The organism is Shewanella sp. FDAARGOS_354, assembly GCF_002209245.2.
Lineage (GTDB): Bacteria > Pseudomonadota > Gammaproteobacteria > Enterobacterales > Shewanellaceae > Shewanella > Shewanella xiamenensis.
On record NZ_CP022089.2, the window covers coordinates 4,668,217 to 4,681,589 of the forward strand.

Below are 13,373 nucleotides of genomic sequence, written 5' to 3' on the forward strand. Positions count from 1 at the left end.
GCTCGGTTAAATGATTATTGAATAAATTCGGGTGTAATTACCAGTATCAATTGCCCAGACCAAGGTGGTCTTGCCTGCGGCAACGTCAATTTTTGTCGGTGGTGCTTTATCCAATTGCAGTGTGTATTCGCCAGGATTGAGATAACGCCTGCCAATTTGTGCCTGTTTCGGCAGTGTTAACCAACTACGGCGATCCGCCTGTTCGGTAACAACGTTAAAAATCTGCATAGCAATACTGCCAATATCGGCGGCATTATTGCCGGGTTTACCACTTTTTTCGACTTGATAAGCCATTTCCGATTTGGCATAAACCCTTGCAACTTGGCGGACTAAGGTTCCGGGTAAATCTTCTTTCAAGGCGGTAATCGCTAAGGCATCAATATTGGCGATAGGTTCAGTTTTAAGCACTGTGCCTAAGCCCTGTACTTGAGTCTCTGGCACATAGCTATTGTTTGGCCCATAGGTCGCTAGAGACACGGTTTGCCAGTTGCCATGGATAGTGAAGGGCACTGTGAGTGCTTGTTTTTCGGGGACAAAGCCCTTTTCGACCATCAACACTACTTGGCCTTCACCCGCTTTGGGTAGCTTGGCATCGCCCCAGCGCTTTTTAAACTCATCGTATTGCGGCATGCCGAGTTGTTTGGCAAGGCGGACCAAATCCTGTTGCAGATACGTGTTATCAGGAGTGATTTGTGCTGCTTTACGGTAATCGATAAAGGCATCGTTTGGTTCACCAAGCACTTCGTGTAGTACGCCCGTCGTGTAATAGCTATAAGCATTGAGGAAGGAGCTGGTGACAGTGCCTGCCGCTTGCCCTAGTTTATTCACTTCTGCATCGACCGTACCATTAGCCATAGCTTGTACCGATTTTTGCGATTTTTGATAGCGTTCTTGCTCTGAACTTTGCAATTCGTTACTACGACGAACTTCCACTAGCGCGCCTTGATAGTCACCGCTGAATAGATAATTGAGCGCCTGATATTGGTGCAACATAATGCGCTCAAAGCCCGGGCCGCGGTAGGGAATCGCATTGTCATTTAACACTAAGCTTGTCGCCGTCGCGCCGATATCGCTGGCGCTAATCTTGGCTTTATCATCAAAGGCGGTGTAGGCCGCCACCGCTTGCTCGTAGTATTTTTTACTGCTGGCAAAATCCCCCGCAACTTGAGCGATGCGCCCCGCTTCTTGAGCGTAAAGCAAACCGTCATTGCCTTGGATATTACTGGCTAATTTGTCGATATCCGCCATGGGCGTCGCGGTATTGAGATCTTGTTTGATTGGCGCGATTTGTGCCGGATAATTGATAAAAATACTGTTATAGGCACAGCCGCTCGAACCGAAGATGGCGGTGAGCATCAATGTGCTGATGGTGGGTCTGATAAAAGAGTGAATGAAGGTGGTGTTCATGCCTGTGGGTTACCTTCTTGTGCCATTAGTGTTTGCTGTGGCATTTGTGAACGCTCAAGCAAAGTGATCCCTTGAAGATGATCGAATTCATGTTGGAAAATACGTGCAATAAAACCCGTTAATTCGGCGTGTTGCCACTGTCCCGCTAGGTTTTGATAGCGCACAACTATACTGTGGTGACGCCAAATGGTAAATCGTTGTCCTGGGACAGATAAACAGCCTTCCTCACCTTTTTCGAGTTGTAAAGATGCCAACTCGATGTGTGGATTAACCACCACAACGGGCTCCATTAGCGGTGCATCGGGGTAACGCTCGTTTGGCCGTGATGCCATGATAAATAGCGCTAGCGGGCTGTGCACTTGTGGGGCAGCGATCCCGACGCCTTTTGCTTCTACCATGCTTGCCACCATTTGCGATGCTAACTGACTGAGCGTTTCATCAAAGTCGCGTACTTCAATTGCCCGTTGTTTTAAAATGGCTTCCCCTACCTGGGCAATCGGTAGCGGCTGACAGGAGTGTTGTATCTCATTTTTAAACATCGCATTCCCTGGATATTTAGTCTTCATCGTTTGGCAGACGATTTTAGTTCGTTATTAATAATGGGGTGGCGGCGTTTCTTCAGCTTGGGTGGCAATATTGCTCGGCTCCATTGCCTGCAACTTGCCAACTAATAACTGGATCTGGTGCTGTTGATGGGCCACGAGTCGATTCAGCTTAATCACCTCTTGGTTTAATTCTTCGACAGTGAGTTCTTGAAAAGCTAATTTAGTTTGCAGCTCTTCAATTTGTTGTTGTACACCTTGCATGGCTAACCTCTATTGTTGCCAAGTCTCAACTAAGCCTTGGCTACTGATACTAACGACTTTATTGGTATCTCGAATTGCCACAGAGTATACAACGGCTCCTCGGTTTTGGCTGTTTTTCGTCAACGCAATTTGCCATTGTGCAATAGGTTTACCCGAACTGCGTTGCCAGAGTATGACTTCGCGGGCGGGAGTTCCCGTTAATAACTGCTTGTCTTGCTCAGTAAAACGTACTGCTGAAAAGGTCATTTGGCGACGATTAATTGCTAATTGATTTAAAAGTTTACCGGTTGAGTTGTCCCAAATTTTTGCGTCATTCGTACTGCCATTGGTAAAGCTTAAACTACCACTGTCGTTCAGCGCTACTTTAGTCACCCGACTACCAAGATCCCAAGTGTGGATTGGTTGTCCGGTTTGTGCCTGCCATAAAATGGCCTGCATATCATTTGACCCTGTGAGTGCGATGCGACCATCCGCCGACAGTGCAACCGTATTGACGCGTTCTTTATGGCCTAAGAATTTGATCAGTGCCGTTTTTGCCGCATTCAGAGACATTACGCTGCCATCGTTTAAACCAATAAGCAAAACCCCATTGTTGGCTACCGCAACACTTTCTCCCGATGCGGGCAGTGACCACCAACCTACGGATTTTCCGTCGGCTATTGTCCATAGTGCTACTGAATCGCGGCTTAACGATGCAGCGAACTCTCCATTAGGTGAAATGGCTGTGCTGGCCACGCCTGTATTAAGGTCGCCATGCACCCATTGGTATTTAAGGCTGTGCTGGGTTAAGTCCCAACATTGGACTCCTTGATTCTGAGTTGCGACAATTGCGAGAGTGCCATCACTCGAGAGACTTGCGCTGTAAGAAGGGTCTTTTGAGAGCACGCGAATATCTTCGGCTTTAGGATAGCAAGCCGTCAAAAAAATCGTGCAAATTACCAGCAGTAGGGTTTTCTTCATGAACTTGCTCCTAAAGTTGGTGTCTCTAACTCGGTAGAGTGAAATTAATCACAGTTAACCCATAAAGAATCTAGTTGGTATAACCCAGATAACTAGTATAAAGTTGTCGCGCTTAGGTTATTGTAACCGCTTGAGGATGCTGAGGAAGCTTTAATGAAATCGATTTATAAATTATCGTTAGTTGCATTGGCTGTTATTGGCCTATCTGCTTGTAATCAAGAAGAAAAAGCAACAAATGCAAGCACAAATGTTGAATTAACGACAGAAGCACAAAAAGAAGCCTACAGTGTGGGTGCTTCAATCGGTCGTTATATGTCTGGTCATATTAAAGAGCAAGAAGAATTAGGCCTACCAGTTGACCGCACGCTGATCGTGACAGGTTTTACTAATGGTTTGAATGATCAGCTGAAGTTAACTGAAGAAGAAATGCAAACCATTCTTCAAAGTTTAGACAAAAAATTAAACGACAAGCGTACAGAACAAGCTAAAGCCATTGCGGCGAAAAATCTCGAGGATAGCAAAAAGTTCCTTGAAGAAAACAAAGCTAAGCCAGGCGTAGTCACCACTGAATCAGGCCTGCAATACGAAGTACTCACTCCTGGTTCAGGTGAAAAGCCAGCGGCTGAAGACACGGTTGAAGTAGATTACGTAGGTACTCTGATTGATGGCAAAGAGTTTGATAGCTCTTACAAACGTGGTGAAACGGCTAAATTTCCATTGAATCGTGTTATTCCAGGTTGGACCGAAGGCGTACAATTAATGCCTGTTGGTGCTAAGTACAAGTTTGTTATCCCTGCAAACTTAGCTTACGGTGAACGCGATACTGGAACTATTCCACCAAACTCAACACTGATTTTTGAAGTTGAGTTGAAATCGATTGAGAAAGCACAAGCTACACCTGCTGCTGAACCCGCTAAGAAGTAATTTTTAGTTACAGTATGCTTTTATAAAAATACCGCCTTTTGGCGGTATTTTTTTATGCTGTTAAATCCTACTTTTGTTTTAATTCATTAGCAAACCGAGTTATAACAGGCTATTTAGCTTTATTAGTGTTTTATTTTGTTATTTGAATAACAAGGTATTGGCGTATCAATAAGCCATTATTTTAGAACGATGGAAGACTGATTAAGTTTTAAATGAATAACGCATATTTAAAGCAACAAATTTAATACGCTTATTCAGAATGGCATGTTTAAAAATATCATAAAAATATCATATTTTTTTTGCGATTATTATTTGTTCACTTAGGTTAACTAGGGGAACTGGATGTCTTTTTCTTACTTATTGTTTTATCGCTGTTTAATAATTTTGTGTTATGGCACTGTTCTGAATGTAAGACAATTTACTCTGTAAAATTACATTTCCATCAATATGTTATGCATGCATAGTGAGATCTTGCCCCCTTTTTTTAGCCCTACAACTCTGGAATAATCCGCCCGCACGTTAATAAAAATTAGCGGCAATATTATAATAATGGGGTTGTTGATATGGAAAATGTTAATAAGTTGACAGCTATTTCTTTAGCTGTAGCCGCGGCGTTGCCTATGATGGCAAGTGCCGATGTCATAATCACCGAGTATGTTGAAGGTAGCTCTAATAACAAAGCTATCGAATTGTATAACAGCGGTGATGCGGCAATTGATCTCACAGGTTATAAGCTCGTTCGTTATAAAGATGGCGCAACAGATGCGTCAGATATGCAAGTATTAGATGGCCAGAGCATTGCGCCTAAAGCCACTAAAGTGATTCTCAATTCAAGCGGTGTTATTACCCTGCCACAAGGCGTCGATAGTTTTTCTGGTAGCTTAAGCTTTAACGGCGGTGATGCTGTCGCTTTGGTTAAAGATGGCGCCGTGGTTGATATTATTGGTGATGTGCCAACGCCAGTCGGTTGGGGACTCGATGTTACCCTTAAGCGTAAACTAGACTCATTAGTCGCAAATACCGTCTTTAATGCTGCCCAGTGGGAACAATTACCTAAAGATACTTTCACTGGTCTTGGTTCTCTGAATACGCCAACCGCACCAGAAACACCTGTATTTAGTTGCAGTGGCGCGAAAATTGTTCCAATTTATCAAGTACAAGGTGCTGGCGAATCTAGCCCTTATGTTCCTCAAGGTGCATTTGAGTCTGAAAGTGAAGTGACGGTTCGCGGGGTGGTGACTGCCCGTGGCGAGAGTTTGTTCAAAGGTTTTTATTTGCAAGAAGTGAAGGGTGATAACTCGCCATATACTTCCGATGGTGTATTTGTCTTTTTAGGTGAAACACCGCCAGCAGCGATACAACCTGGGGTTGAAATCTGTGTTCAGGGTAAGGTCAAGGAATACTTCGGTCTAACCCAAATTGATATTAAAACCGATAAAAAATTTGAAGTGGGCGCGAAGGGGGAAGTTCCTGTCGCAGCGCCTTTCTATGTTGCCGAGGGAGAAACGTTAGCGCAGGCTTTAGAGCGTTATGAAGGCATGAACGTGCTATTAGATGCGGGCAGTGATCTGAAGATCAGCCGCACCTTTAGCTTCGACTATGCGGGCAAGCGTAATAACATGTTGGTGTCTTACAAAGAACCCTTGATGAAGCCAACCCAGTTATACCCAGCGCTTTCTCCAGAGGCAACGGCATTAGTTAAATCAAACCTAGAAAATCAGCTGTTTATCGAATCCGATTACAAACCTGCTGACGGTGTAATTCCTTACTTCCCTGACTTTAATGCTGAAACAGGTTATATCCGCGTCGGTGATCAATTGACCAATCTGCAAGGGGTGATTGGTTATAGCTACGGGGCTTACCGTTTAGTGGCTACGAACACTATTACTGCTGGCGATTTTATCCGCGGCGATGATAGAACAGATGCACCAAGTGTGGCGACTAAAGGTGATATCCGTGTGGCCAGCTTTAACGTACTGAACTTCTTCAATGATGTTGTGGGTGGTGATACTAACCCATCGGGTGGCAACCGCGGCGCATTGACCGAAGAAGAAATGCTGTTACAACGTGCGAAAATCGTTAGTGCCATTACAGCCATGAATGCCGATATCGTTGGCTTGATGGAAATTGCTAACAACGGTTTTGGCGAAAAGAGCGCGATTAAGAACTTAGTCGATGCCTTAAACGAGAAGCAAACTGCTGAAAATGCTTACAGCTATATTGAAATCGTCGATGAAGATAAATACGACGGTAAGTACTTCGGTAGCGATGCGATTACCGTTGGTATGCTGTACCGTGCGGGTAAAGTAAGCCTTGCAGGTGCTGCTCGCACTATTGATACCCCAGAGCAACATGCGAGTGCAGGCAGTGTGACTCGCATTAAAGAGGGTAAGACTGAGACTAACCCAGGTAACGATGCTTACCAACGCCACAGCTTAGCGCAAACCTTTAAGATCCATAATGAAAATCTAACCGTTGTTGTTAACCATCTGAAATCAAAAGGCTCAGGCTGTTTGGAGGATTGGGTTAACTTCGAAGAGTCTGTTGATCCTGCGGATCAACAGGGTAAGTGTAATGCTTTCCGCGTGTCAGCAGCTAAAGTGATCGGTGAAGCGTTGAAAGACGTAAAAGGCGATTTACTGGTTATCGGTGATATGAATGCCTACGGTATGGAAGATCCTATCCGTGTATTGACCGACTACGATGCGAGCAAGTCTGATCGTGCAATCATGACCGCCTCTTGGACAACCTTAAATGGCAAAGTGTTTGAACGCCAAGGCAGCAAGATTGAGAAAGGTTATGGTCTTATCAATCTCAATACTAAAGCTCACGGTACTGGCACTTACTCATACAGCTACAATGGTGAGTTAGGCAACCTTGACCATGCCTTGGCAAACACTAGTCTCGCCAAGCGTTTAGTGGATATTGAAGATTGGCATATCAACTCTGTGGAGTCTACCCTGTTCGAATACGGCAAAAAATTCTCAGGTAATCTCGTAAAATCTGAAAATGCGTTTTCTGCTTCAGACCATGACCCTGTGATAGTTGCATTAAGCTATCCAGCGCCTGTTGAGCCACCAAAACCTGAGCCAAAGCCTAAGGATGATGGTGGTGCGCTAGGTTACTTAGGCTTAGCCTTGTTATCACTATTTGGATTACAACGCCGTCGCCGTTAAATACGTGTTAATACGCTCACAACTTATTTTGTGAGCTAAACTCAGAGCTAAGGGATGGTTTTACCATCCCTTTTTATTGAGCTGGTTTTATTGTGTTTTCATCGTATTTCATGGGAATGAGTCCTGAGCCCAACGGAGAAAAAGATGGTTGTGAGTACACCCCAGCATTCCATTGGTGTTACCAAGGCGCCATTGTGGTTTTACGTTATCGCAGTCGTTAGTTTGCTTTGGAATATCATGGGATTATTGGCCTTTGTTATTCAAATGACTATGACGCCAGACGCCATGGCGCAGATGAGTCCTGATCAGATTAAGCTCTATGAATCGACACCCGCTTGGCTCAACTTTGTGTTTGGTTTTGCGGTGGTTTCTGGCGTTATCGGTTGTCTGTTTCTACTGATTAAAAAAGCCTTCTCTTATAAAGTGTTGCTCGCGTCACTGGTGGCGGTATTGGTGCAGATGGGTTATGTATTTGGGATTCAGCAGGCGGCAGCGGTATTGGGCACTGATGCTCTTGTGATGCCAAGTGTAGTGATCCTTTGGGGGATTTTCTTAGTTTGGTTTAGCCGTTTGGCTGTCACAAAACATTGGTTAAGTTAGTCGTAGCGTTTCCTTGCCGTACAGAACTGGTTAAGCGATGGCTTATGTGTTGAACTTCAGTCACTTCTTAGTAAACTGCTAGCTGGTTTTCTTTACTAGGATGTTGAAATGAGTATTTGGTTTAGACCGGTAAGCTTAGAGGATTGTGCCCGTTTAGATGCTGGTATGGGGGGCAAAGGCACCTTGATGCAGACCCTAGGGATTGAGATCAGCGAGATTGGCGATGACTTTATGAAGGCGACTATGCCTGCCACGCCCGCCGTACATAATCCCTTAGGCATTGTCCATGGGGGCGCGAACGTTGCCTTAGCCGAAACGGTTGCCAGTTATGCGGCAAACTTTGCGGTGGATTTCGAGCAATATTATTGTGTTGGACAAGAGATTAACGCCAACCATTTACGTGCTTCACGTAATGGTGTGCTAACCGCAACGGCAAAACCCATTCATCTGGGGAAACGCAGCTCGGTATGGGAAATCTTAATCCATAATAGTGCAGGGGAGTTGACCTGTATCTCACGGATGACAGCAGCGGTAGTTAAACGCTAATGCAGATTAACCAACCTGTTTCAATGTATAAATCGATAAATAAGGTTTTAATATGGATAGTGCAATGATTTGGGAATGGGTTGGTTATTTGGCGTCTGTGGTAGTAGCTATCTCTTTGATGATGTCAAACATCAAGAAGTTACGTTGGTTGAATTTGCTTGGGGCGGTACTGTTTGTTGCTTATGGGATGGCGATACAGGCTTATCCTGTTGCAGCGGTTAACTTTTTTATTGTACTCATCGATGCTTATTATCTTGTTGTTATCTACCGTGAGCAGCTAAGCCAAAAGTAAGTTTGGAGGTTGGTTTCGATGCAAGTCCTAACCAATCTGCTTATTTTTCATACCTTTAATTTTAGTCCTCAGTGTAAAAACTCATATATTCCATCAGTCGGGGATACCCTTTAATGGGTTTTACTCTCCAGATATTAAACAGTAATACTGTCTGCACTTAAGTGATGACAGTGAGTATTTCTTAGTCTTAATCTTTAAAATAGATTATTTAAATCTGTATTAATCGCTTTATTAGATTTTGTCTTTTCTCTATTCTAGCTCCATCGACAACACGTCGCCTGCCAAGGAGATAAGCCATGGCTACTATTTTCGATTTAATTGAATCTTGGATTCACACTAAAAAAGACTAAGGAGCAAGATATGAGTCAACAGTATTTAACCAGCCAGAGCGGTTCCCCTATTGCAGACGATCAAAACTCGTTGTCAGCGGGTGAGCGTGGCCCTTTACTCCTACAAGATTGGCATTTAATTGAAAAGCTTGCTCATTTTAACCGTGAGCGTATTCCTGAGCGTGTAGTTCATGCTAAAGGTACTGGTGTATACGGGACTTTCACTCTGACCAAAGACTTGAGTGATTACACCATTGCCGACCATTTCAATGGTGTGGGTAAGCAAACTGAAACCTTCGTGCGTTTCTCAACCGTTGGCGGTGAAATGGGCTCTGCCGATGCAGAGCGTGACCCCCGTGGTTTTGGTCTGCGCTTCTATACTGCTCGTGGTAATCACGACATAGTGGGTAACAATACGCCGACCTTCTTTCTGCGTGATGGCATTAAGTTCCCGGATTTTATCCATACTCAAAAGCGCAACCCATTGACCAACCTTAAAGATCCACAAGCGATGTGGGACTTCTGGTCATTAAACCCTGAAGCCATGCATCAGGTGACGATTTTGATGTCAGACCGTGGTATTCCGGCAAACTATCGCCAAATGCACGGCTATGGCTCGCATACTTTCTCGTTCTGGAATGCTAAAGGCGAGCGTTTCTGGGTGAAGTTTCACTTTAAATCGCAGCAAGGCGTAGTGAACTTAACTAACGAACAGGCTGATAAGTTAAAAGGGATTGACCCTGATTCATCACAACGCGATATGGTGGTGGCGATCACCGATGGCAACTTCCCGCGTTGGACGGTGAATGTGCAGATTATGCCTGAGGCTGATGCCAACACTTACCATATCAACCCATTTGATTTAACTAAGGTTTGGCCACATGGTGATTACCCATTAATTGAAATCGGTGTGTTAGAGCTGAACCGTTTACCGCAAAACTACTTTGCGGAAGTCGAGCAAGTGGCCTTAGCACCGAGTAACTTAGTGCCTGGTGTAGGCGCCTCACCTGATAAAATGTTACAGGCACGTTTGTTCGCCTATGCCGATGCACAGCGTTATCGTATTGGCGCGAATTACAACCAATTGCCAGTAAACTGTCCACATGCGGCTAAAGCCAATCATCATCAACGTGCAGGCGCAATGGCAGGAACTCAATGTCCTTATCATGGCAGTCAAACAGGTAGTGATGCTTCAGCAAACTATGGCCCTAATAGCACTGCGGGCGCCTTGGTAGAACCAGCAAACTTTGCTGAGCCACCACTGCGTTTAGAGGGCGAGGCGGCGCGTTACAGCCGATACAATCAGGATGATTACACCCAAGCCGGTAATTTGTATCGCATCTTCAGCGAAGATGAAAAAGCCCGCTTAGTGGAAACCATTTCAGGCTCACTGCGTCAAGCGAGTTTAGATGTACAGCAACGTATGCTGGCACATTTCCATAAGGCTGATGCGGATTATGGTCTACGGATCCAAACCGCATTAGGGCTATAAGTTAATCTACTAACCCATAGCAAAGGCCTGTGATATCACAGGCCTTTTAATTATTAAAATTCAATTGATTAGTTGAATTAATAGATTAAGGTTGCGACCCCAAGTAGGGCAAACAAAATCGCGCAGCCCCTGTGGATCCATTTCATTGGTAGTTTTTCGGCACTAAAATGCCCAGCAATCACCACTGGCACGTTCGCGAGCAACATACCTAAAGTAGTACCTGCCACTACCATGGCTAATGCATCGTATTTTGCCGCTAATACTACGGTCGCAATTTGGGTCTTGTCGCCCATTTCGGCAATAAAGAACAGAATAAAGGTCGCGACAAAGGGGCCCATTTTATAGAAACGGCTTTCTTCAGCATCCACTTTGTCGGGGATTAACACCCAAAGGGCAATCGCGAAGAAGGAGGCGGCAACCAAGTAACGCGCTACATCAGGACTCACCCAGTTAATGGCCCATTGTCCAAGCCATGCAGCGGCAAAATGGTTAAACAGGGTTGAGAGTAAAATCCCCATAATGATCGCGGTTTTATTTTTAAATCTTGCAGCGAGTAAGAGGGCAAGCAGTTGAGTTTTATCGCCAATCTCGGCGATAGCAACCGTAAAGGTTGAGGCGAGTAACGCTTCCAAGTGTGATCCTTTTAGGGGTGGTTTTTGACATAAGCACAATAGACCGTCCACCCCTAGGTGCGGTTATTGTGCTCAGGTCTTGCAAGACAAATCGATGATTTGCTGTGAACACCATGGCATGTGGCCAAGTATGTTGATGCTCACCCTAGATATTGATGACTCAAAATCCAGTTAGCTACTCCCCCGAAGCGAGGTGGGCATTATACCCAAGTCGCGATCCGTTTCAAGGTTAAACTTATCAAGATTAAAAGCATAAAATCTGGCAGGTGCCAAAAAAATACCGATTCACATTCCATAATTCATTGAATTGTAATAATTTAATTTTTGACAACGTTGTCTTTTGTTGTTAGTTTAGCCGCATCTCAGTCTTTGAGTTACATCCTGTTAACTTAATCAATTGAGATCCACCGTATTGGGCAAACTAATTGAAAAATTAGGACGCAAAGCCTCCGGTCTAAGGTTGTAAAAGGATGTTAACTAAGATAGCGGGGTTGCTGTAGAATTCAGCTAATATATTGAATTCTATAAAAAATAAACGGCTTTGCTTAATGCTGTTTTGCCTAAATACCACTTTTATACCAATGCCAATCTTTTATTGAATGGCCCCTACGGAGTACATTAAAGTGGAACATCTGACTGCTTTTTCTCAATCAACTGTCCCTAAATTTGCAATTCCTAAGCTTACTCAGTTAAGCCTAGTAGCATTAGCCTTGACTGCCGGAAGTTCGTTGCTGAGCCAAACGGCATCGGCTCATGGTTATGTTATATCACCAGAGTCTCGCTCCTACGCCTGTAAAACGGGCAGCAACGTCAACTGTGGCGCCATTCAGTGGGAGCCGCAAAGTGTTGAAGGTCCTTCTGGATTCCCTGAGTCTGGCCCTGCTGACGGTAAAATTGCTAGTGCGGCAAATGGGGCATTTTCTCCTTTGGATGAACAGAGCCCAAGTCGTTGGTCTAAGCGCGATATCAAAGCGGGTTGGAATGACTTTTCTTGGCAGTTTACTGCTAACCACGTTACCCGCAATTGGCGTTACTATTTAACTCGTCAAGGCTGGGATCAAAATCAAGCTCTGAGCCGCGCAAGCTTTGACTTAGCCCCCTTCTGTGTGATCGACGGTGGCATGGTGCAACCGCCAAAGCTAGTGACTCATAATTGTTATGTGCCTGAAGATAGAACGGGTTATCACGTTATCTTGGCCGTGTGGGAAGTGGGTGACACCACCAACAGCTTCTACAATGCCATCGATGTAAACTTGAGCTCAGGCGCTGTGGTGCCGGGCGAGTGGACCGATATTGGTGATATTAATCCGTCACTCGATCTTAAGGCGGGTGATAAGGTAATGACACGGGTGTTTGATGCTAATGGTGAACAAAGTGCTAAGCAAACCCAAATTACTATTGCCGATGCCACCCAAGGTGCTAAGCAAAATTGGCCATTCCTTTTAGCTAGCGCGATTAATGCTCAGCAGCCACAACTTAAAGCTGGGCAGAAGAATGCGGCTGGTGTGATTTCACCTGTATATGGCAAAAATGAGATTTTTGCCGCGCCTAAGTCGGGCTTAGAGCGAGTGGAAGTGAGCTTTGATATTGCGCCAGCACCGGGAAATCAGCTTAATGTCACCTCCTTGGCCGATGATTACACCATTGTTGATGGTGCCGCACAGGTCAGTTTTGATGTGAGCACCAATGCGGATATGCAGGTTTCGGCCTATTTATTTAGCCACGATGGCACCGCAGCAGGTTATGTGACGCAGGCGGTAAACAATACCAGCGCGAGTTTTGTGTTGGATGTCGTTGCCCCTAAGGCAGGACATTATCATTTACAAGTGAAAGCCGAGCCTAAACAAGGTGAAGTTATCCAGCAAAACTTTGATCTTTTCCTAAAAGATCAAGCCACTGCACCGGATGCTGACTTTATCTTCCCTGAGGGGATAAAAAGCTATGCTGCGGGCACTAAAGTGCTACAACCTAAAACTGGTAAAGTCTATCAATGTAAACCTTGGCCCTACAGTGGCTATTGTGTGCAATGGTCACCAACTGCAACGGGTTTTGAACCAGGCGTAGGTAGCTCTTGGACCATGGCTTGGACTGAGCTGTAATTTAACATTTTGAGTGATTGTTAAATTCAACGGAATGGACTTAAGCATATGGAAGGTGTTTAAGTCCATTATCAGCGCGTTTGTGATGTTGCAAAGGCCAAATTAACCTT

Annotated in this window: 12 protein-coding genes and 1 riboswitch; of the genes, 7 read left to right on the top strand and 5 right to left on the bottom strand. The window is 44.8% G+C overall.

All coding sequences use genetic code 11. From position 1 onward, the window contains the following. Positions 1-6: 6 nt before the first annotated feature. From CEQ32_RS20995 to CEQ32_RS21010, 4 genes are read right to left on the bottom strand one after another with little or no spacing between them, the layout of a single operon-like run. Positions 7-1,407 (bottom strand): COG3014 family protein, encoded by a 1,401-nt coding sequence (locus CEQ32_RS20995; protein WP_037426146.1) that lies wholly within the window; start codon positions 1,405-1,407, stop codon positions 7-9. Then, a complete protein-coding gene (gene def / locus CEQ32_RS21000) occupies positions 1,404-1,946 on the bottom strand; it encodes a peptide deformylase (RefSeq protein ID WP_037426148.1) in 543 nt (180 codons plus the stop codon). The genes CEQ32_RS20995 and def overlap by 4 nt, the downstream gene beginning before the upstream one ends. Positions 1,947-2,000: 54 nt before the next feature. Further along, a complete protein-coding gene (locus CEQ32_RS21005; RefSeq protein ID WP_037414894.1) occupies positions 2,001-2,213 on the bottom strand; it encodes a SlyX family protein in 213 nt (70 codons plus the stop codon). 9 nt (positions 2,214-2,222) lie between these two features. Further along, positions 2,223-3,173: a WD40 repeat domain-containing protein gene (locus CEQ32_RS21010; protein ID WP_088586786.1), complete on the bottom strand. Its 951-nt coding sequence runs from the start codon at positions 3,171-3,173 to the stop codon at positions 2,223-2,225. Positions 3,174-3,326: 153 nt separating this feature from the next. Between CEQ32_RS21010 and fkpA the strand changes: the two genes are divergently transcribed. From fkpA to katB, 6 genes are all read left to right on the top strand, one after another. Then, a complete protein-coding gene (fkpA, locus tag CEQ32_RS21015; RefSeq protein WP_037426153.1) occupies positions 3,327-4,097 on the top strand; it encodes an FKBP-type peptidyl-prolyl cis-trans isomerase in 771 nt (256 codons plus the stop codon). Between the two features lie 563 nt (positions 4,098-4,660). Continuing rightward, positions 4,661-7,273 (top strand): extracellular exonuclease ExeM, encoded by a 2,613-nt coding sequence (exeM, locus tag CEQ32_RS21020; RefSeq protein WP_055646809.1) that lies wholly within the window; start codon positions 4,661-4,663, stop codon positions 7,271-7,273. Between the two features lie 144 nt (positions 7,274-7,417). After that, complete coding sequence (locus tag CEQ32_RS21025) at positions 7,418-7,873, top strand: hypothetical protein (protein WP_088586787.1); 456 nt, start codon at positions 7,418-7,420, stop codon at positions 7,871-7,873. A 108-nt stretch (positions 7,874-7,981) separates the two neighbouring features. Beyond that, positions 7,982-8,419, top strand: a complete 438-nt coding sequence (locus tag CEQ32_RS21030) for a PaaI family thioesterase (RefSeq protein WP_037426162.1) — start codon at positions 7,982-7,984, stop codon at positions 8,417-8,419. Between the two features lie 52 nt (positions 8,420-8,471). Then, positions 8,472-8,711 carry a YgjV family protein gene (locus tag CEQ32_RS21035; RefSeq protein ID WP_069454371.1) on the top strand — a complete coding sequence of 80 codons (240 nt, stop codon included), beginning with the start codon at positions 8,472-8,474 and terminating at the stop codon, positions 8,709-8,711. A gap of 360 nt (positions 8,712-9,071) precedes the next feature. After that, positions 9,072-10,532, top strand: a complete 1,461-nt coding sequence (gene katB / locus CEQ32_RS21040; protein WP_088586788.1) for a catalase KatB — start codon at positions 9,072-9,074, stop codon at positions 10,530-10,532. Between the two features lie 77 nt (positions 10,533-10,609). On the opposite strand, the gene CEQ32_RS21045 is transcribed toward katB, so the two are convergent. Further along, positions 10,610-11,164, bottom strand: coding sequence for a TMEM165/GDT1 family protein (locus CEQ32_RS21045; RefSeq protein ID WP_037414866.1), 555 nt, complete (start codon positions 11,162-11,164; stop codon positions 10,610-10,612). A gap of 405 nt (positions 11,165-11,569) precedes the next feature. Then, positions 11,570-11,663: riboswitch (cyclic di-GMP riboswitch) on the top strand. A gap of 124 nt (positions 11,664-11,787) precedes the next feature. Between CEQ32_RS21045 and gbpA the strand changes: the two genes are divergently transcribed. Next, positions 11,788-13,263 carry an N-acetylglucosamine-binding protein GbpA gene (gene gbpA / locus CEQ32_RS21050; protein WP_069454373.1) on the top strand — a complete coding sequence of 492 codons (1,476 nt, stop codon included), beginning with the start codon at positions 11,788-11,790 and terminating at the stop codon, positions 13,261-13,263. Positions 13,264-13,373 lie beyond the last annotated feature (110 nt).

Coding starts and splice junctions, on each gene's coding strand:
- fkpA (WP_037426153.1), top strand. CDS start 3,327: ATGAAATCGATTTATAAATTATCGTTAGTTGCATTGGCTGTTATTGGC.
- katB (WP_088586788.1), top strand. CDS start 9,072: ATGAGTCAACAGTATTTAACCAGCCAGAGCGGTTCCCCTATTGCAGAC.
- CEQ32_RS21005 (WP_037414894.1), bottom strand. CDS start 2,213: ATGCAAGGTGTACAACAACAAATTGAAGAGCTGCAAACTAAATTAGCT.
- CEQ32_RS21010 (WP_088586786.1), bottom strand. CDS start 3,173: ATGAAGAAAACCCTACTGCTGGTAATTTGCACGATTTTTTTGACGGCT.
- CEQ32_RS20995 (WP_037426146.1), bottom strand. CDS start 1,407: ATGAACACCACCTTCATTCACTCTTTTATCAGACCCACCATCAGCACA.
- def (WP_037426148.1), bottom strand. CDS start 1,946: ATGTTTAAAAATGAGATACAACACTCCTGTCAGCCGCTACCGATTGCC.
- exeM (WP_055646809.1), top strand. CDS start 4,661: ATGGAAAATGTTAATAAGTTGACAGCTATTTCTTTAGCTGTAGCCGCG.
- CEQ32_RS21030 (WP_037426162.1), top strand. CDS start 7,982: ATGAGTATTTGGTTTAGACCGGTAAGCTTAGAGGATTGTGCCCGTTTA.
- CEQ32_RS21035 (WP_069454371.1), top strand. CDS start 8,472: ATGGATAGTGCAATGATTTGGGAATGGGTTGGTTATTTGGCGTCTGTG.
- CEQ32_RS21025 (WP_088586787.1), top strand. CDS start 7,418: ATGGTTGTGAGTACACCCCAGCATTCCATTGGTGTTACCAAGGCGCCA.